The following is a 20,177-nucleotide window of genomic DNA, read 5'->3' on the forward strand; positions in this document are numbered from 1 at the left end:
TTTTAACCGGATGAGCAAGAAACTCAGAGCGGCCATTATCGGCCCGGGCAATATCGGCACCGACCTGCTGATGAAAATGTATCGATCGGAGTGGATCGAACCGGTGTGGATGGTCGGCGTCGACCCGCAATCGGAGGGCCTCAAGCGCGCTCGGGAGATGGGTGTGAAGACCACTGCCGAGGGCGTCGACGGCTTGTTGCCCCACGTCCTGGACGATGACATTCGCATCGCCTTCGATGCCACCTCGGCCTACGTGCATGCCGAAAACAGCCGCAAGCTCAACGAGCTCGGGGTGATCATGGTTGACCTCACGCCGGCGGCCATCGGTCCGTTCTGCGTGCCGCCGGTCAATCTCAAGGAGCACGCATCGAGCCTGGCGATGAACGTCAACATGGTCACCTGCGGTGGCCAGGCGACCATCCCGATGGTGGCGGCGGTGTCGCGGGTGCAGCCGGTGAGCTACGGCGAAATCGTCGCCACGGTGTCGTCCGGTTCGGTCGGCCCCGGCACACGGCAGAACATCGATGAGTTCACCCGCACCACGGCAGGAGCGGTGGAGCAGATCGGCGGCGCCCGGCGCGGCAAGGCGATCATCGTGATCAACCCGGCCGAGCCGCCCTTGATGATGCGCGACACCATCCATTGTCTGACTGACGACGAACCAAACCAGGACGCGATCCGCACCTCGGTGTTGCAGATGGTTCGTGAGGTGCAGCGCTATGTGCCCGGCTACAAGCTGATCAACGGGCCGGTGTTCGACGGGCGCAAGGTGTCGATCTTCATCGAGGTCGAGGGCCTGGGCGATTTCCTGCCCAAGTCCGCCGGCAACCTCGACATCATGACCGCCGCCGGTTTGCGCACCGCCGAGATGTTCGCCGAAGAAGCCCACAAGGGCACCCTGCAACTGCCTGTCCGTTGAGTGGAGAATCCCGATGAATTTGCAAGGTAAGCGCGTCCGTCTGCACGACATGAGCCTGCGCGACGGCATGCACGCCAAACAGCACCAGATCAGCCTGGAACAGATGATCGCCGTGGCCACCGGTCTCGATGCGGCCGGCGTGCCGCTGATCGAAATCACCCATGGCGATGGCCTGGGCGGTGCTTCGCTGAACTACGGCTTCCCCGCCCATAGCGACGAAGAATATTTCGCCGCGGTGATCCCGAAGATGAAGCAGGCCAAGGTCTCGGCGCTGCTGTTGCCGGGGATCGGCACCCTCGACCATCTGAAAATGGCCCATGAACATGGGGTCTCGACCATTCGCGTGGCCACCCACTGTACTGAGGCGGACGTTTCCGGCCAGCACATCGGCATGGCGGCGAAGATGGGCCTGGACACCGTCGGTTTCCTGATGATGGCGCACATGGTCAGCGCGGAAAAACTGCTGGAGCAGGCGCGGTTGATGGAGAGCTACGGCGCCAACTGCATCTACTGCACCGACTCGGCGGGCTACATGCTGCCCGATGAAGTGACGCAGAAAATCGGTGCCCTGCGCGCCGGGCTCAATGCCGGGACCGAAGTCGGTTTCCACGGCCACCACAACATGGGCATGGCCATCGCCAACTCCTTGGCCGCGATCGAGGCCGGCGCGGCGCGGATTGACGGCTCGGTGGCGGGGCTTGGTGCGGGGGCCGGCAATACGCCGCTGGAAGTGTTCGTGGCGGTGCTGGAGCGCATGGGGGTCAACAGTGGCGTCGATCTGTACCGGATCATGGACGTGGCCGAAGACCTGGTGGTGCCGATGATGGACGAGCCGATTCGCCTCGACCGCGATGCGCTGACCCTGGGTTACGCCGGGGTCTACAGTTCCTTCCTGCTGTTCGCCAAGCGTGCCGAACAGAAATACGGCATCGCCGCCCGCGAGCTGCTGGTGGAGCTGGGGCGTCGAGGTACCGTGGGTGGTCAGGAAGACATGATCGAAGACCTGGCGCTGACCCTGTCGCGGTCGCGGGGTGTGTTGCCGACCTGATCCTCGCGGCGAATGAAAAACCACCGATGATCCGGTGGTTTTTTTATGCCCGTGATCTTGCCGCTCAAGGCAGCAGATTGCGCACCAGCGGCGGGTAGCAGTTCATCGCGTTGCTCGAACAGCTGAAATACGCCGTGGCCGGTCGATAGGCCTCATTCTTGAACAGTTGGCACAGGCTGGCGGAACTGCCGGCGCAGACGATGATGAACAGGGCGCAAGTGGCTTTACGCATGACAGCCTCGGTACGGTTTTATTGTTGTAGAGGCAGGGTATTGCCGGGGAGGGGCGCAGGCTTCGTCCGAATGGACTAGCCGATCAAACCGACATTGCACAGATCCAATGTGGGAGCGGGCTTGCCCGCGATGGCGGAGTGTCCGGCGCCATTGATTTTGGATGTGCCGGCCCTATCGCGAGCAGGCTCGCTCCCACATTGGTTTTTTGTTGGCCGCAGAATTGGCGTACAGCCGCTGAACCTGTGGGAGCGAGCCTGCTCGCGATGGCGGAACATCAGGCTCCATTGATTTTGGATGTGCCGGCCCTGTCGCGAGCAGGCTCACTCCCACAGTGGTTTTTTGTTGGCCGCAGAATTGGCGTACAGCCACTGAACCTGTGGGAGCGAGCCTGCTCGCGATGGCGGAGTGTCCGGCGCCATTGATTTTGGATGTGCCGGCCCTATCGCGAGCAGGCTCGCTCCCACATTGGTTTTTTTTTGGCCGCAGAATTTGCGTACAGCCACTGAACCTGTGGGAGCGAGCCTGCTCGCGATGGCGGAGTGTCAGGCACCATTGATTTTGGATGTGCCGGCCCTATCGCGAGCAGGCTCGCTCCCACATTGGTTTTTTTTTGGCCGCAGAATTTGCGTACAGCCACTGAACCTGTGGGAGCGAGCCTGCTCGCGATGGCGGAGTGTCAGGCACCATTGATTTTGGATGTGCCGGCCCTATCGCGAGCAGGCTCGCACCCACAGTGGTTTTTTGTTGGCCGCAGAATTTGCGTACAGCCACTGAACCTGTGGGAGCGAGCCTGCTCGCGATGGCGGAGTGTCCGGCGCCATTGATTTTGGATGTGCCGGCCCTATCGCGAGCAGGCTCGCTCCCACATTGGTTTTTTGTTGGCCGCAGAATTGGCGTACAGCCACTGAACCTGTGGGAGCGAGCCTGCTCGCGATGGCGGAACATCAGGCTCCATTGATTTTGGATGTGGCGGTTTTATTGCGCTGAGCCAGCGCCCCCATGGCCATGAACAGGGCGGCAATGGCTCTGGCTTCGTTGAGTTCGCCGCAGGCGACGAGGGCGGGGATTTCGGCCAGGGGGACCCGCAGGCATTCCAGGGCTTCGGGTTCGTCGCCTTGCAGTTGGCAGGGGCTCAAGTGTTCGGCCAGCACCACCCGGTAGCGGTGACACAGGTGCCCCGGCGCCAGTGTCAGCTCGCCCAGGTCGGTGAGCTGTGCGGCGCGCAGTCCGACTTCTTCGCCCAGCTCGCGCTGCGCGGCCTGCAGGTAATCTTCGTCGGGTTCGGCGCCGCCCTTGGGCAGGCCGAGAATGGTATTTTCCACGCCGACCGCATACTCGCGCACCAGCAGCACATGTGCAGGATCCGGCATCGCTACCAGCATCACCGAGCGATACCCGGTACCGCGCAGGCGTTCATAGACCCGTCGCTGGCCGTTGCTGAATTGCAGGTGCAAGGCTTCGATCTGGAAGTGGCCGCTCTCTGCCAGCAGTTCGGTCTTGAGGATGGTTGGACAATGGCGCATGGGTCAGGCCCCCGTTTGGGATAACGACACTGTGCGCCGTACAAAAGCGGCCGCCATCGTCCGAGCGGACGAGGGCGGCGATGGGAGGAGGGTGGCGGTTAGCCGAGGGTCGCCACGCTGCGCAGGATCAGGCGCACCAGCATGGTCTGGCGGGTCACGCCGGTCTTGGAGAAGGTCGAGCGCAAATGCGCCCGCGAGGTGTTGCGGCTGATGCCCAGCTCTTCCGATGCTTCGTCCAGGGTCAGGCCGTTGGCCAACAGCATCGCCAGCTGGGTTTCCGCCGGGGTGAAGTCGAACAGCGCCCGGACGATCTCCTGGGGCGCGGTGGATTGCTGCTCGGGATCGCTGATGAAAATCGCCACCGTCGGGCACTGCTTGCCTTCGCTCCAGTCGGCCAACGGCACCGAGCGCACGATGATCCCAAGGTCGGCCTTGCCTGATGGCCGTTGCACGCGCATGGCTTCGACCACCGACGGGTTGCTGCGTTTCTGCGACAGCAGCGACTGCTTGACCAGGCGCCGGAACTCCTGGGTGTCACGGGCGGTGCCGACTTGTAAACCGTCGTTGACCAGCTTGATGCCGTCCTTTTCCGCAATCAGCCGGTCGGCGACCTGATTGGTCTGCAGCACCTTGCCCGCCTCATCGAGAATGATCGTGCCCACCGCCATCTGATTCACCGCACCGGCGTAGAGGTTGCGCTCGGCTTCGATGCGGTTGAGTTGCATGTGGATCTTGATCGAGCGTTCCAAATGCGGAATGAAATGCGTCAGCAAGGCCTTTTCTTCGTTGCCGAAGGGCTTTTCGTCACGCCCGCGGCTGATGCGAATCCGGCACTGCGCGCCGTCGCTGGTGTTGATGTCGGCACCGAGGATGTGGAACACGTCCACAGGTTCAAGGAAATTCTTGTAGAACTCCGACTGCTGCCAGTCGGCATTGGAGACGAACTCGGCCAGGGTGACCACCTGTCGGTTGGGCAGGTCGACAAAGGGGTCGAGGCTGAAAAAATGCGTGTTGTACGACGCGGTCGCCTCGGTCGAGGTGCCGGTGGTGTTGACCATCAGGCCGTCCACGTGGGCGCTGGGCGGACGCAGGATGAAGGTCACGTACTTGCTTTGCAGGTACACGTTGAGCTGATTGAGAAAGGTCGCCCATGGAATGGTTTCCAGCGGGCCCTGATAAAGGTTGCCGATCAAATCACTGAACGTATCGAGGCAGAGGCTTTGTTGCATAGGTAAAACCATTTTTATTATTAGCGTTGGCGGTGGCCGAGAATAAGCGCCGTGATCGACTCCTTGCAACGCTGGGGCCCTGTGCCTGACGGGCGGCTGCCGGTCAGGCCACTGGAGCGCGAAGGGCCGCGATTCAGGCCCGTTCGCAGGCGCGCACGACAAACTTCTTGTGCTCGGCCACATCCGCCGACAGCGCGGCGACGTCGGTGTAGAACTGCTCGTACCAGCGGCGCAACTGATAGACCGGGCCATCGCCGTCGCACAGCAGCGGGTTGTCGACACGGGTCTTGCTGTGCCAGATCGCCACGTCTTCGTAGAAAGCCGCCTGTGCCTGCTGCACGTAGGCTTTGGCCATCGCCTGGTTCTGTTCTTCGCTCAAGCCCGGGATCTTCTTCACCAGCACGCCATAGCGCAGGGTGAAACTGTCCAGGTCGATCGGCACGTGGCAGTTGAGCAGGATCGAATGAATCGGCTGGCCGTTCATCGCGCCGGTCATCTCGGTGATCTGGTAGGCCGGGCCGAAGTAGGTGGCCTCGGTGCTGAGCACGCTGTCACCGGACAGGCGCTCGCTGCGGGCCTTCATGATCTGGGTGGCCAGGTGGCCTTCGAAGACGTTGATGAACTCGTCGACCGGCGCGCCATGCACGGTGCCGAAATGCGCCATGTCGGCGATGTTGTCGATCAGTTCGCGGCAGTTGGTGCCGATCTGCAATTCGGCGACTTCCCAGGCGGCCCATTCGTCGCTGAAGCAGGCATCGATGCGCGGGATGCGTTGCTCGGGCAGTGGCGGGTTGCCTTCCGGGTCGTTCCAGACGAACAGCAACTGGTTTTCTTCCATGATCGGCCAGCTTTTGATTTTGGCCCGTGGCGGAATGCGCTTGGCATAGGGAATGTCATCGCACACTCCGTTGGCACCCCAGCGCCAGGCATGGAACGGGCAGCGGATCGAGTTGCCTTCGACGCAACCTGTGCTCAGGTCCGCGCCCATGTGCGGGCAGTAGCCATCGAGGATATGCAGCTCGCCGTCTTCACCCTGGAAGGCCACCAGCCGGGTGCCGAACACCTCCAGGCGATGCGCCTTGCCGTCGCGGTATTGCGCGGCCAGGCCCAGGCAGTGCCAGCCACGGGCGTAGCGGTCTTCCAGCAGTTTGGCTTCGATGCGGTGCAGGGTACTCATCTTATTATTCTCCCAAGGGATCACGGGTTTGGCGCATGTAACGGATTCTGCCGCCCCTGTAAAAGCGGGCATCGTCTGAATGGACGATGGCCGGCAAACCCCGGCCCGCTCTACTGGCGCCATTGGACCCATGGCAGGAGTTGGCGATGAGTAATGAACTAGGGCCGGTGGCGGTGATTACCGGGGCCGCCAGCGGCATCGGCCGTGGCCTGGCACAACATGCGGCGGGGCTGGGCATGCGCCTGGTGCTGGCGGATCGGGATGCGTCGGGCGTGCAGGCCCTGTGCGAGCAATTGAATGCTGCCGGTGGCCGGGCGATTGCCTGTGTCACCGATGTCGGCGATGTGCGGCAGGTCGAGCGCTTGCGCGACCGGGCCGTCGAGCAGTTTGGCGGGGTGGACCTGCTGTTCAACAACGCCGGCGTGATGCAGACCGGCTTCAGCTGGGAAATTACCGAAGCGCAATGGCAACGGATGCTCGACGTCAACCTGGGCGGGGTGATCAATGGTATCCGCACGTTCATGCCGCTATTGCTGAGCCAGGGCCGGGCCGCGCATGTGGTTAACACCGCATCGCTGGCCGGGATCGTCAGCAGCCCGCTGATGGCGCCCTACAACGTGACCAAGCAGGCGGTGGTCGCGCTCAGCGAAACCCTGCATTACGAACTGGCCATGCTCGGCTCGCCGGTGACGGTTTCGGTGCTGTGCCCGGGGCCGGTGGCCAGTGAAATCATGGCCTCGAACCAGGTCGCGGACACAGCCGGTGCGTCATTCAACCAGTTGCTGGACAGCACCATTCGCCAGGGCATGACACCGGCTGAACTGGCCGCCCAGGTGTTCGCCGCCATCGAGGAAAAACGCTTCTGGATCCTGCCCCACAAAGGGTTCAAGCCGGCCCTGGAGCGCCGGGTGCACAGCATCCTGCAAGAGACCAACCCACAGTTCCAAATGACCGATGTAGAGGACGATGCCCATGCCGCTGGATAAACAGATCGCGACGGTGCTTCAGCCATTTCGCGACATGCCGCAGCCCGACTTCAGCCAGGTGGACGCCGTGCAGTACCGGCAATTTTCCGACAACCTGCTGCCGACCATTTCCGGCGATCCGATGATCGAGGTGCGAGACCTGCGGGTGCCCGGCGCGGACGGCGAACTGGATGCACGGCTGTATCGACCCGTGGAGGAGGACAATCTGCCGCTGCTGGTGTTTTTCCACGGTGGCGGTTTTGTCATGGGCAATCTCGATACCCACGACAATCTCTGCCGCTCGCTGGCCCGTCAGGCGGAGGCGGTGGTGGTGTCCGTGGCTTATCGGCTGGCCCCCGAACATCACTTCCCTGCAGCGCCGCTCGATTGTTATGCCGCCACCTGCTGGCTGGTCGACAATGCCGCCGCCCTGGGCGTTGATGGCAGTCGGCTGGCGTTGGCCGGGGACAGTGCCGGCGGCAACCTGGCGCTGGCGGTCAGCCGATTGGCGGCGCAGCGGCAGGGGCCGAAGATCAGTTATCAGTGCCTGTTCTATCCGGTCACCGATGCCCGTTGCGACAGCCAGTCCTATGAGGACTTCGCCGAGGGCTATTTGCTCAGCAGCGCGATGATGTACTGGTTCTGGCAGCAGTATCTGCAGGACACCGGGCAGGGGGATGATCCCCTGGCCTCCCCCTTGCGCGCCGACTCATTGGCGGGCTTGCCGCCGACGACGCTGATCAGCGCTGAATTCGACCCCTTGCGCGACGAGGGCGAGGCCTTCGCCCGGCGTTTGCTGGCGGCGGGGATCGCGGTGCGGGTGCAACGCTGCGAAGGCATGGTTCACGGTTTCATCAGCATGGCGCCTTTTGTCGAGAAGGCGGCACAGGCGTTGTCCGACGCGGCGGCCGACCTGCGCAGGGCACTCAATTGAACGGCGCGGCGCAGGTGGTTTTCGACAGCGTACCGCGGTTGATCGAGGCCATTGCCGGCGGGCAAATGGTGGTCATCACCGACGACGAAAACAACGGTGAAGGCTCATTGCTGATGGCCGCCGAGCATGCCGGGGCCGACGCGGTCACCTTTATGGCGGTACAGGCCCGGGGCCTGATCTGCCTGGCGCTGACCGAGCAACGTTGCCGCGCGCTGGGGCTGGACCTGATGGTGCCCAACTCCCGGGCCCGGCATGGGGTGGGCTTTACCCGTTCCATCGAAGCGGCGACCGGGGTGTCCACCGGCATTTCGGCGGCGGATCGGGCGCGTTCGATTCAGGTGGCGGTCGATCCGGCCAGCGGTCCGGCGGATCTGGTGCAGCCGGGGCATATCTTTCCGGTGCAGGCGCTGCCTGGCGGTGTGATGCAACGTGCCGGGCATGTGGAGGCCGCGTGCGATCTCACACGTCTGGCGGGCCTGCAACCGGCGGCCACCCTGGTGGGGATTCTCAACGAAGAGGGCGAGCTGGCCCGTGGTGCCGAGCTGCACGCGTTTGCCCGTCGTAATGAGTTGCGCATCGGCAGCGTTGCCGACCTGATCCACTACCGCATCCTTCATGAAGGCACGATTGAGCGTGGCGGCGAGTATCCGCTGCACACCCGCCACGGCGAGTTCCGCGTGACGACCTATCAGGACACCTATCAAGGTGCACTGCACCTGGCACTGGTCAAGGGCCGGATCGACAGCACCCAGCCGGTTCTGGTGCGGGTGCAAAGCATCGAGACCTTGCGTGACGCCCTGGGCTGCGAAAGCGAAGGCGGGCCGCAGCAATGGACGCTGGAGCGTTCGCTGGCGAGCATTGCAGAGGCGGGTTGTGGTGTGCTGGTGCTGTTGGCGCAAAAGGAAACCGCCGACGGCGTGCTCGAACAATTGCGCCAAAGCAGCGGCGGCAAACCTCGCCCCCCACAGTTTCCGCAACGTACCCTGGGCATCGGCGCCCAGATCCTGCGCGACCAGAACGTACGCAAAATGCGCCTGATGAGTTCGCCCGTGCCCTACAAGGCGGTGTCCGGGTTTGATCTGGAAGTCTCCGAGTTCGTACCGTACCAACCCGAAACCTGAGTCAAATACAAAACCTGTGGGAGCGAGCCTGCTCGCGATGGCGGAGTATCAGGCACCATTGATGTTGAATGTGCCGGCCTCATCGCGAGCAAGCTCGCTCCTACAGGGGACTTGTTACTTCAATTGAATAATTGGTTGATGGAAAAATATTCGGCTATTGCATAAAGCTGACAGGTAAAAAGTTACTGTTGGATAGTCTGCTGAATCAGAAAGGTTGGTTGTAATTAATGTTGTTAAACAGAATAAGTTAGTTCGGTGGCTTTTGAATGAGCTACTGGAATTAGCTGTTGATACTTCCATGGAGTTGGGAGTTTCAAGACAAACAAGGAGAGTTGAAATATGGAACTGCGTATATCGCAAACAGAGAATGGTTTTGAAAGTGCCATGGAAGCAGGGCAGGTGATGGATGTCCTCGCCGCTAATCCATTCACTACACCGCGCTATAACACCTTTGTGATCAGATCACCCGATTCGCCGTTCGGCCTGGTGGCGAAATTGTACGAAAAGGCCTGGCAGCAACCAGCAATTCTGGCCTGGATCAAGGAAGCGGGTATCAACCTGGCCACGGTATCTGTTCGTCACGGGCAAATTTGCGCAAGCGTGACCAGGGACGGGAATACTTCCACGCAGCGTTTTACCAACCAAAGTGATGGCTGGGGATGGGAGCAGGACCAGATCGTCGATGCCGCGGGAAGACTCGACCCGAAGGGCATCGGGCTTTCCTTTCCCGGCATGACAGGGGCTCCGGGGGAGCAGTCGCCGCGCCACAAAAGTTACCCTTACGAAGTCGTGTTGGCCTTTTACGGATACACGCCACCCACGACGCAGCAGGAAGCGACGACGATCGCTCTGCATATTCGCGGCAATGGCAAGGATTTCCTGCTGTTTACCTTGCTATCGGGTGCGCTGGTGCCCATGGCATCGCACGACCGGGAGCTTCGGGCAGGACTCGAAAATCGAATGCAAGCCATTGGTAACCAGAACAATCGCTACAAGCTCAGGCAGGCGCTGGCGGAAATTGCCCGCGACGGTAGCGTGGCGACGGACATAAAGGGACGGGCGCGGCGCATTGATCTGGATCCCGCGTCTTCCTTCGCCAAAACCGGCCGCGAATCTCGTGACGACGGGACAGTCGTGCTCGCTGACTTGCTGACGTATCAAGACCCTTCATCACCTCTTCCTGCCACTGATGCACAGGTAAACGATGTCCTCAGGCGCCTGAGCCATGGCGTTCCGGCGGCTTCCCGGCTGGGTGACTATCGACGGCTGCCGCAGAGGGAACCAACGGCGCAAGACTGGAGAAAGATGGCAGCGGTGATGGGTGATTTTTTCTCCGAGCATTCATTGCCCTGTATGGACTACCTCGGCGAAACAGTCATTTCAGGCAAGACAGAAAGCGAGCTTCGCGCAACACCGGATTTGTTGTTGGAAAAGATACTCAACTCGCCCAGATCGCAGCGGTTGGCGAAGAAACTCTTGAGTGCCATCGGATGGTACGGCGGGTCTGGTGAGGAAAGGACATCGCGCTCCGTCAGTGAAAAGCTTTTGCTGCTGGCGTTGATCCGTTACATGGATTCAACCTCGACGGACGTGGGGATAACGGATGGATGGTTGCGCGGGGATCTTCAGAGGAAGTCCTATACAGAGATACGCAACGAGTTCGAGGCGCATCTGCTGAGCGTCGGCAAAGCGAGCGCAGCATCCGCGCCTCTGGTCGCGCATGCTCTGCTGGCCAGTGTGTCGCCGGACCTTCTGGTTCGAGATGTACCCGGGGCGCTTGCGTTCCGTTCTCACGGTTGGGTGGTGTTCAGGCAAGGTGTAGAGCTTGCGGAGTTCCTGGCGCCGGGCTCATCGCGAAGCATGGGGTACGAGCAATTGATCAGCCTCGCGACAGAGCCGGCTGCCTCTGAAAGCGTCAGCCAGTTCATGGCATCAGCGGCCATCGCCCCGGTTCTTGAATGGGCATTGGCAAACGGCGTTCTTTGGCTGGATAAAGCGGGGGCACCATCGTCCAAAGACATCGATAGGGCAATCGATGCCTATCACGCGTGGGGAAGTTCGTTGCAGAAGGCGATCACCACGCTCCACACGAAATTTTCCTGGAAAGATGTGTCGAGAGAAACGCTGACATCATGCCTTGGCTTCAATGGTTTGGGTTATTCGGATGCTGACCAATTTGAGGGCATGTACCTGAGGCCTGAAAAGGATCCCCGGGGCAATCTAAGCGATATTCCGATTTTGGCGTCCTGGAAGGGATATCACATTCTGGACGTTTATATGTCGGGAGGCCTCAAGGATCCTTCTGAATGGGTAATCCATTCATCTGCAACTCGCAGGCTCAAAGGAATTTGGGGCGTGTTCCGCAGTGGTAAAAAAAGCGTTACGGATATTGAAACTTTGAAGGAAGATAAAGTTGACCCCTATATAGAAGATTATGTGGGCAGCGTGGGTACTGTTATATCCAAGTCATTTGTCCAGTGTTCGACGGAAGATAGACAGTTTTTAGCTTACGGCAACTTGAAGTTCTATCGCCCGAAGGACAAGGCCGTTGACAAGGATATCGCTTTTCGGATTGAAGCGTCCTATGGCGCAAAGACAAGAGACTATGCCATTCAAACTAAAGATATGGCTATTCGACGCCTGCAAGACTCTCGGAGTTCAGAGCATGATTTTGAATATATAAGCGCTCTGTCCACGACCATTTTTGACCTGCCGATTGACGCGGTACCTTCTCATGATGATTTTGAGAGCCGGGCGAGAATAATCGCGGATTACATACTTCCAAAAGATCAGTTTCGCGCTTTCGTGATCGGGGAGACGGCACTGGAACGCGATATCACGGGAGAAAACAGCACCCGGCGGATTGTCCGTGTGGTGGTTGATATATTCAATCCGGTCGCCTGGTATGAGGATCTCAAATCAGATAACAGACTCACTCGGGTATTTGGCGGGCTGGGCTTTGTGGGGTTCGCCGGAGGGATATTCGGCCCGGCAATTGCCGGTGCCAAAGGCAGTATTGCGGTTGCTCGCGCGGGTGCAACGTTGCGCATTTCCATGCCGCAGGTTGGCAAGTTGCTGGGAAAGTCGGCTGTTTCGATGATTGCCAGCTTGAATCCCGCTGACGGTGTGGGAACGATTGTTCAAGGCGTATGGAAGCTGGGTTCGAAGGCGGTAGTTGGACTGACTGGTGCAGCTCGCTCATTGGCACTGCGAGGCGCCGAGGCGTTCAAGAGTCTTCGGGGGATCCGTCCGGACGACACGGTTGCTCTGTTGAGGAACATGGAAACGGACCCTGGCCGGGTCAGCGCAAAACAGATAGTCGACGGCATGCCCAATGTCTCTGTCGGCCAGAATGCGATGGGCAACAGTTACCTGCTGGATGCTCCCAGCGGCCGGCTGTTCGGTCCCCGGCTGGCGAAAATAAGCCACGACGGCAGATTGTCCAGCCAGGTGCATGACACGATTGCTGTGCAGCAAGTGCAGGGGCGTTACGTCATCGCGGATCAAAATCCCTGGCCGGCGAAGAGTTGGCTGATTGACAAGCATACGCATTCGATGACCCTCACGTCCGAGGGTCTGGTCGTCGCAAATTATCGCCTTGATGATGGCTCGCTACTTTTTCGGGAAGTCGATAAGGCGAACGGTGCGCGCCCGACCAGGACGCTCGAGATTGTCCCATGCCGTTCGAAGCGACAAATCGAACTTGTTCCTTGTGCTACGGACTTGCGCAGTTTTCAGACGAAAAATTTCACGACAGAGATCAATTTTGATCGCAAGGACTATATGCCGTGGTTTGGTCAGGCGCGTTTTACATCTGCCCCGGGAAGCTTTGCCTTTGTCTGCGAAGGAAAGATTTACACAGGAAAAAATCGAGTTTTGGAGCCTGTGGCGGCGAATGAAATCGAGAGCCTGGGCTCCGATATTTCGCCAATTTACCGTGACCAGATCAGCGCGACGATCATGGGGGGGAGCCCGGACTTCAAGCAGATCAGAATCACTGAAGGCATTGACGCGAGAATTCCCGATACCCGCGAGATCAGTGCCTTCCTTGCTGAGCATGGCGACACCGGAAAACCGTGGATCGTCACGGAGGCGGACACCGGCAAGTTTTACTTCGGGGAAGTGCCCGCCGATGGGCCTGTAACGATGAAGCGTGTCGACATCGAGGACGATGTGTTGGACGGATCGAGGCCTCCTGAGACTGACGAGGAAGAGCTTGCCGTGGCCATGCGAGGTGCTCTGAACGCCAATGCACATTATCGGATGTTTCCGAATACCGTCGTTCTCGAAAACAGCTTCGATAAACTGGAAAAACTGCTCCTGGAAAACAGCATTCCGGACTATCTGCTCGGCAGAGGGAGCCGATTCAAGTACGACACGACGGATGCGCAGGCGATCATGTACGCCGTACGCCCTCGCGTAGCCTTCAATACCTATATCGATGAGCGCCTGGCCTGGCCGGCAAGTCTTCCGGTTGATCCGCACGTTCTGGAGGCAAACAGCAAGTTCTTCGCGGATGCACTCAACAAGCTCCTCAAAAAAAACGCCACATTCTCCCCGACGGACTTCGTCACCGCGCGGGGCGCCCGTAGTGCAGTGCAACGACTGCGGGCAGCGAACGACGGGAAAGATTCGGCCGTTGCCTGGGTGCGGCTCGCCGACGGCAAGACCGAGGTGCATTACGCTGGATTCGATTTGCTCGACACTGCGCAGAGCGATGGACAACGCTGGTTATCGGCTGAGCGCCTTGCGGGAGAACCCTACGTAGATGCCCAGGGATTGTCTCTGCCAACGCTTGCAGAAGGGAGCAGCAGCGCAGCGATGGTGGGCTCGCCCAGTGTGGAAAGCCGGATCATCAACAGCATCCTCCACGATCATCCAGCACCCGGCACAGTGGTCCAGGCCAAGGTGTGGGTAGCTGGGACCCGTGACCCCGCGTCCCCGTTTTTCTATCAGGCGTTTGATAACCCCGGTGTGCAACTGCGAGTCCACGACCCGGCGTCCAACCTGTTGATGGCGGATATAGAGCAGATGCGCCGGATCACGCCGAAGAGCTGGAAAGCCACGGACAAATCAACGCTGCCAGCAGGTGTCGAGTCGGCTATCGATGACGACCTGGCCTTTGCCGGAGGCGTTCCCTATGTGTACACCTGGAAGGACGGGCGCAAGTCCTACGTAGCCTGGGTCCCGGAAGAGAAAACCTTGTTCTTGCGTGAAGGCGACGGTTCGAGTTGGTACGTACCGGAAAGATACGACTACCAGGAAATTGATACGTGGCGAACGCCCCAGGGGACAGAACCGACGGTCAATTCATTCGATGTTGCCTTGGGGCGCAATGACCTCTTTCCTGAGCGGCTGGAGCGCGCGAAGCAGGGGATCAGGGATGGCGTTCTTCTCCCGCCGGTCGCCATCAGTTCCATTGGAGAAGGCAAGTTCGTCATCAGGGATGGCAATCATCGATTGCAGGCAGCCAGGGAACTGGGCTTGCAAAAGGTGCCTTATCGCCTCGTGGATTGAATGATGACGGCGGCTTAGTCACCGATGATCAACTGTGGGAGCGAGCCTGCTCGCGAAAAACATCCGGACACCGCGAGCATTCAGGCAGCACGCGCCATCCTTGACGTCCATCGCGAGCGGGCTCGCCCCTGCAGGTTCTGCGCTTTAAGGTTTCACCCCTTTCAACATCTCCTTCGCCTGCTCCTGCACGGCATCCGGCGCGGTCATGTTGCCGTCGATCACGGTGACCACCGCATGTCCCTGCCACAACTGGTACGCATCGGCCTTCTGCTGGGCGGCCGTGGGTGCGGCGGGAGGGGCCAGGTTGACGTGGACTGTGCCGTCGGTGCCGCGCTGGGCGGTGAAGTTCACTCGGTCCCAGTTGCCGATCGGGGCGAAGCTCAGGCCTTTGACTTCGCTGGGTGGCAGGGGCGGGTAGTTGAGGTTCAGGCCGCTGGTGCCTGGCAGGCCGAGTATGTTCAGCCCGCACTGCTGCTTGCTGCTGGCGCAGGCTTTTCTGGCGTCGGCGCCGGCGCGGCTTGCGTGGTCGATGACGTTCACCGCAAACCGCGCCGTATCGTCCATTGCCCCGAGGGTCTTGCGATAACCGGCCTGCTGGTCGCGCATGATCAGGTCCATGTCGATGGCCGTGGACACCGCCACCGCCGGAATCCCCTTGAACATCGCCCGTACCGCTGCGTTGAGGGTGCCGGACATCTGCGTCAGCGGGCCGACGTTTTCGCCGAAGTTGCTCCCCGACACCACCAGGTCCGGCGGCGAGTCCTTGAGGATCACATCCAGGCCGACATTGACCGCGTCCACCGGCGTGCCGATGGCCGAGGTCTTGCCGGCCGGTGCGGCATAACCCTGGGGTGGTCCGACGCAGAATTTTCCTGGCGCCAGTTCGGTCACCGCCAGGGCCTGGCCGGGGATCACTACGCTGGCGGCACTGATGCCGCTGCTGTCGTTCAACGGGCCAACCAGCGTCACCTGATGCCCGGCGGCCGTCAGGGCGCGGTACATCGCGTCGATGCCGGGCGCACGGCAGCCATCGTCGTTGGTCAGCAGGATGTTCAGGGCATTGGCCTGAAGTGATAGGCCGACGCCGGCCACGGCGAGGGCGGCAGTGAGCAGTTTGTTCATAAGAAAGGTCCTTGATGCAGCGATAAAAAGTGCAGCATAAAAAAGCCCCGACCGAATGCATCGGTCGGGGCGTGGTGGATTTTAGCGGGTGCCGAGTTTGCGCAGGTTGCCGGGGGTGAATTCGTCATCGGTGAAGTTGGTGGCGTTGAGCTTCGCCGGTTTTTGATCGATCAACATCCGGTCCACCAGATAGGAACCAGCGATCAAGTCGTGGTAGATCCCCAGGCGGGCGTGGTAACGCTGCATCTCGTAGGCGTAGATCGAGGTCTGCATGTTGGTGCGCCACAGTTGCCCACGGCTGTCGTAGTTATCCGCCAGGGTCGCGGCCCAGGTGTCTTCGTCCAGGTACATCACGCGCTTGGCGTACACATGGCGGGCACCTTCCTTGAGGGTTGCCTGCAGCACCCAGACCCGGTGTTTTTCATAGCGCATGTATTGCGGATCGACGTGGCCGGTGGTGTCGAGGATCTGCTCGGTGCTCACGCTCGGATCGTCGATCTTGTAGTTGTGGTACGGAATGTAGATTTCCTTCTTGCCGACGATGGTCCAGTTGTAGCGGTCCGGCGCACCGTTGAACAAGCGGTCCTCGTCGTACACCCGGAAGCCACCGGCACCGGTCGGCGAGTCGTAGCCCACGGTCGGCGCGCGGCGTACCCGACGCTGGCCCGGGCTGTACTGCCAGGCCTGGCGCGGCGAGGCGGTGGGGTTGATGAACTCGTGGCCGACCACGATCTCGCCCTTCTTGCGCACCGGTTCCAGGGTGGTGATCAGGAAGTTGGTGAGGATGCCATTGGACGACTCCAGGGTTTTATTCGGATCGGACCAGAGGGAGAAGATCTTGTAGTTGACCTCTTCGATCACCCGCTCCTTGTTGGAGTACACCACCGCCTGCCGGTAGTTGGCTTCCTCGGCGGCGGCGCGGCCGGCGAGGGTGTGGTTGAACATCAACTCGCTGCCGTTTTTCGGGATCGGGAAGGGCGAACCGGCCCAGGCGTTTTTGGTGTCGTTGTTGTCGTTGTCCAGTTCGGCGGTGAGCGCGTTTTTCTTCACCGCCTCCACCAGTTTCGGATCGACGCGGAAGTCGCGGTGGCTCGGATAGACCGGGATCTTGAAGGTCTCGGGATAACGCTTGAGCAGCGCCTTCTGGCCATCGGTGAGGTTGGCGGCGTACTTGTCCATGTTCTTGGCGTCGATCACGAACAGCGGTTTTTCCGCGGCGTACGGGTCCGGGTAGGGGGAGCCCGGGCCGTCGAATTTCAGGCCCGGTGGCAGGCCGAGCCATTTGCCGCTCCAGGCCGGGATGCTGCCGTCGGCGTTGCCGGCCTTTTCCGCGCCCATCGGGGTCAGGTCCTGGCCCAGGCGGGCGGCTTCCTGTTCGCTGACCTTGGCCTGCGCCAGGCCGCTGCCGAGCAGGCCGACGGTCAAGGCCGTGGACAATAAGGTTTGGGTGAATCTGGACATGCTGTGCTCCTCCGATTGGGGAATCAGAACCGGTACTTGAAGTTGAGCGCGACGTTGTCGCGGTCGGCCAACGGGCTGTTGTTGGCGTTGCCCAGGTAGGCGTTGTAGCGCGCCTCGACGGTGAAGTTGCCCAGGTAGCGCCACGAGCTGCCGATGCTGGCGCGATCGTCGCCCTGGCCTGCGTTGATCGAGCCCACCAGGGCACTGTCGTGTTGGGCGGCGGTGCTGTAGGTCACGGGCACCGACATGTCCCAACCGCTGAACACGTTGTTGTAATCAAGGTTCACCTGCACCGTGTAGCCCCAGGCATCGCGGTCGTAGACCAGGCTGTCGGTGCCCGGCAGGGTGAAGCCGGGTGCCACGGTGACCGGGGCGGATTTGTCGTTGCTGAGCACGGTGTTGTAGACCAGCTCGCCGGTCAGGGTGGTGTTGTCGGCAAAGGCGGTCGGGCCCACCACGTAGATCGCCGAGGTCTGCGCCTGCAGGACTTCGCCGCGCACGGGGCTGGAGAAACCGTTGTTTACCATCACCGGCGCGCCGTCGCGGTAGCTGACCTCACCGGCCCAGCTCACGTCGCCCAGCACCGTGGAGAAGCTGGCGCCGTACTGGTCGATGTTGTCGAAGTACACGGCGCGGTAGTGGCCCAGGTCCGACTGGAAGTCCAGCGACGGGGTCTTGTCGTGGTAACGCGAGTAGTAGATGCCGAACTCGGTGTTGTTCAGCGATTCGGCGGCATAGGTGAACGCCAGACCGTACTGGCCGCTGTTGCTCGGCTTGTCGTCGCCCAGGCGAGTGAGGAAGCCGGTGGCGTCGTTGAAGCCGCCCTCGTCGATGAAGTCGGTGGTGGAGAAATAACTGCCCACGCCGAACAGCTCGGTCTTCTCCCACTTGTATTGGTAGTAGGCCTGCACATCCAGGCTGTCGGTCAGGCTGAACTGGGTGAACAGTTGGCCGACCGGTAGCAGGATTTCCTTGACCTCCACGCCAGGGGTCGTGGCCTTGGTTGCGTCCACCGGGCTTTGCGCTGCGGAAATGCCCGGATAGAACAGGCTCTCACCCCAACTCACCACCTGATTACCCAGGCGCGCATTGAGGTTGTGCCCGCTCAAATCCCAGGTGCCGTAGGCGTAGTAATCGAGCATGCGCAGTTCATCGCGGTGCTGGTCGATGGTGTCCTGGGAGAACCGATCCGGCCGGCTGCAATGCCCGCCGGCGAAGCAGTTCGAGGTGCCGGTGTCATTGTCGTTGCCGCGGTCGTAGACGTTGTCGTAGAAACCGGTACCGCGCAGGAATACCCCGTAATCCTGGCGCCACTGGATGTTGGCTTCGGTGAGGAAACCGGCGCGGTTGTTGATCAGGCTGTTCCTGTCGAAGGCGTTGTCGCCGTCGTTGCCGTTGGCATTGGCCACCAGCTTGTGATCGCGCGATTCGGTGCGCCACGCCAGGCTATAGGTCAGCGTGGTGTCCCAGTCGATGCTCAGGTCATCGCTGGGCGTAAACTTCATGGCGTTGACCTGCGTGCTCAGCCCGCCCGCCAGCAACAGCAGGGCCAGCCGGGTGCGCGGGTGCAGCGATTGTGGGGCGATTATTGTTTTTATCATGTCGTCCTCATGCCCAGGCCGGGGCTTTCCCGACCTGCATTTCTGGGGGTGATGGGTGCTGTGGGCGACTATGGAGTCACGACTTGCGCGCAACATCGTCCAAGCGGACTAAGCGATTTGCGGGGGGATTCGGAGGTGACCTGTCTGTTGCTGACCGGGTACATATCCATTGCTGCGGTAACGGCCACTTATGGTTTCGCCCTGACGGTCGACTCCCTTTGGCAAACGCCCCAAAGGAAGCAAAGGTCTCGCCCCGGCGTCCGGCCCCTCGCTGGGGCTCGGGGTTCCTTCGCTGCGGCATTCATCCGGGGGCATCGCCTCCGGTTTGCTTCGCTGCACCTCCTCTCGATGTGTGCGGCTTCGCCGCACGGCGCTACGCGCCTGCCCCCCGGATAAACGCCTCCACTCAGCCTCCCGAAGGGGCGGGTGAATCAAGATCAAAAGCTTGCAGGCGAGCTAACGCTCGGCCTGATGGTTGACGCGGTTCTTTGTAGGAGCTGCCGAAGGCTGCGATCTTTTGATCTTGCTTCTGAAAATCAAAAGATCGCAGCCTCGTTTCACTCGACAGCTCCTACAGGTCCGCAGGTGGACGCATACCTGTGGGAGCTGGCTTGCCAGCGATGGCGGCCTTACAGCCCACTTGATTTCACTGCTGTCCCCAATCCCCTATGGGAGCGAGCCTGCTCGCGAAGGCGGCCTGACAGTCGACCTGATTTCACGGATGCCCCCAATCCCCTGTGAGAGCGGACTTGCTCGCGAAGGCGGCCTGACAGTCGACTCGATTTCACGGATGTCCCCAATCCCCTGTAGGAGCGAGCTTGCTCGCGATGGTCGTCAACGATAACGCTGGCTGCCTGACACCCCGCGGCGTCCTCTCGTCCATCGCGAGCAAGCTCGCTCCTACACGGGACCCGCGCAATCAGGCCGGCCGGTCGGCCGCCTCGCTTTTGATTTTGATCTGCCCCGTCGGAAGGCCGAGTGGAGGTGTTCATCCGGGGGGAAGGCGCGCAGCGCCGTGCGGCGCAGCCGCACACATCGAGAGGAGGTGCAGCGAAGCAAACCGGAGGCGATGCCCCCGGATGAATACCGGAGCGAGGGTATGCCGAGCCTAGGCGAGGCACCGTACGTCAGGGGATAAAAGCGCTTGGTTACTTGGCGCTTTTCCAAGTAACCCGCCGTAAGGGCGGAACCTTAAGTGGCCGTTACCGCAGAAATGGATATGTACACCTGAACGAGCATGGCCGGCTGTCAGGCCGCCATCGCGAGCAGGCTCGCTCCCACAGGGAAACGGGGGATCAGCCAGCGTTGCCTTAGTCCCATCGGACGA

At 60.8% G+C, this 20,177-nt stretch carries 13 protein-coding genes; 6 read left to right on the forward strand and 7 right to left on the reverse strand.

The genetic code is table 11. The features are described 5' to 3' along the window. Positions 1–10 precede the first annotated feature (10 nt). Both ABTV29_RS09765 and dmpG read left to right on the forward strand, forming a co-directional pair. Entirely contained in the window at positions 11–919 is a 909-nt protein-coding gene (locus tag ABTV29_RS09765; RefSeq protein WP_433769876.1) for an acetaldehyde dehydrogenase (acetylating), read from the forward strand. A 13-nt stretch (positions 920–932) separates the two neighbouring features. Next, positions 933–1,967 (forward strand): 4-hydroxy-2-oxovalerate aldolase, encoded by a 1,035-nt coding sequence (gene dmpG / locus ABTV29_RS09770; RefSeq protein ID WP_433769877.1) that lies wholly within the window; start codon positions 933–935, stop codon positions 1,965–1,967. Positions 1,968–2,031: 64 nt separating this feature from the next. Here the strand turns inward: dmpG and ABTV29_RS09775 are convergent, their stop codons facing one another. From ABTV29_RS09775 to ABTV29_RS09790, 4 genes are all read right to left on the reverse strand, one after another. Continuing rightward, on the reverse strand, positions 2,032–2,199 hold the full coding sequence (locus ABTV29_RS09775; RefSeq protein ID WP_433769878.1) for a hypothetical protein: 168 nt from the start codon (positions 2,197–2,199) through the stop codon (positions 2,032–2,034). Positions 2,200–3,144: 945 nt separating this feature from the next. Further along, positions 3,145–3,723 (reverse strand): ADP compounds hydrolase NudE, encoded by a 579-nt coding sequence (nudE, locus tag ABTV29_RS09780; RefSeq protein WP_433769879.1) that lies wholly within the window; start codon positions 3,721–3,723, stop codon positions 3,145–3,147. Between the two features lie 98 nt (positions 3,724–3,821). Continuing rightward, positions 3,822–4,952: a helix-turn-helix transcriptional regulator gene (locus ABTV29_RS09785; protein ID WP_433769880.1), complete on the reverse strand. Its 1,131-nt coding sequence runs from the start codon at positions 4,950–4,952 to the stop codon at positions 3,822–3,824. Positions 4,953–5,085: 133 nt separating this feature from the next. Beyond that, entirely contained in the window at positions 5,086–6,129 is a 1,044-nt protein-coding gene (locus ABTV29_RS09790; RefSeq protein WP_433769881.1) for a Rieske 2Fe-2S domain-containing protein, read from the reverse strand. A 146-nt stretch (positions 6,130–6,275) separates the two neighbouring features. Here ABTV29_RS09790 and ABTV29_RS09795 point away from each other — a divergent pair, with 146 nt between their 5' ends. From ABTV29_RS09795 to ABTV29_RS09810, 4 genes are all read left to right on the forward strand, one after another. After that, positions 6,276–7,115 carry an SDR family NAD(P)-dependent oxidoreductase gene (locus ABTV29_RS09795; RefSeq protein ID WP_433769882.1) on the forward strand — a complete coding sequence of 280 codons (840 nt, stop codon included), beginning with the start codon at positions 6,276–6,278 and terminating at the stop codon, positions 7,113–7,115. Further along, positions 7,102–8,028: an alpha/beta hydrolase gene (locus ABTV29_RS09800; RefSeq protein ID WP_433769883.1), complete on the forward strand. Its 927-nt coding sequence runs from the start codon at positions 7,102–7,104 to the stop codon at positions 8,026–8,028. The genes ABTV29_RS09795 and ABTV29_RS09800 overlap by 14 nt, the downstream gene beginning before the upstream one ends. A 65-nt stretch (positions 8,029–8,093) precedes the next feature. Further along, entirely contained in the window at positions 8,094–9,149 is a 1,056-nt protein-coding gene (locus ABTV29_RS09805) for a 3,4-dihydroxy-2-butanone-4-phosphate synthase (RefSeq protein ID WP_433771811.1), read from the forward strand. A 339-nt stretch (positions 9,150–9,488) separates the two neighbouring features. After that, positions 9,489–14,666: a ParB N-terminal domain-containing protein gene (locus tag ABTV29_RS09810; RefSeq protein ID WP_433769884.1), complete on the forward strand. Its 5,178-nt coding sequence runs from the start codon at positions 9,489–9,491 to the stop codon at positions 14,664–14,666. Between the two features lie 144 nt (positions 14,667–14,810). On the opposite strand, the gene surE is transcribed toward ABTV29_RS09810, so the two are convergent. The 3 genes from surE to ABTV29_RS09825 all read right to left on the reverse strand — a co-directional run bounded on the left by surE (position 14,811) and on the right by ABTV29_RS09825 (position 18,850). Continuing rightward, positions 14,811–15,788, reverse strand: coding sequence for a 5'/3'-nucleotidase SurE (surE, locus tag ABTV29_RS09815; RefSeq protein ID WP_433769885.1), 978 nt, complete (start codon positions 15,786–15,788; stop codon positions 14,811–14,813). 81 nt (positions 15,789–15,869) lie between these two features. After that, positions 15,870–17,249 (reverse strand): DUF1329 domain-containing protein, encoded by a 1,380-nt coding sequence (locus ABTV29_RS09820; RefSeq protein WP_433769886.1) that lies wholly within the window; start codon positions 17,247–17,249, stop codon positions 15,870–15,872. Positions 17,250–17,272: 23 nt separating this feature from the next. Then, positions 17,273–18,850 carry a DUF1302 domain-containing protein gene (locus ABTV29_RS09825; RefSeq protein ID WP_433769887.1) on the reverse strand — a complete coding sequence of 526 codons (1,578 nt, stop codon included), beginning with the start codon at positions 18,848–18,850 and terminating at the stop codon, positions 17,273–17,275. Positions 18,851–20,177 lie beyond the last annotated feature (1,327 nt).

Source organism: Pseudomonas putida (assembly GCF_050989985.1).
Classification (GTDB): domain Bacteria; phylum Pseudomonadota; class Gammaproteobacteria; order Pseudomonadales; family Pseudomonadaceae; genus Aquipseudomonas; species Aquipseudomonas putida_AI.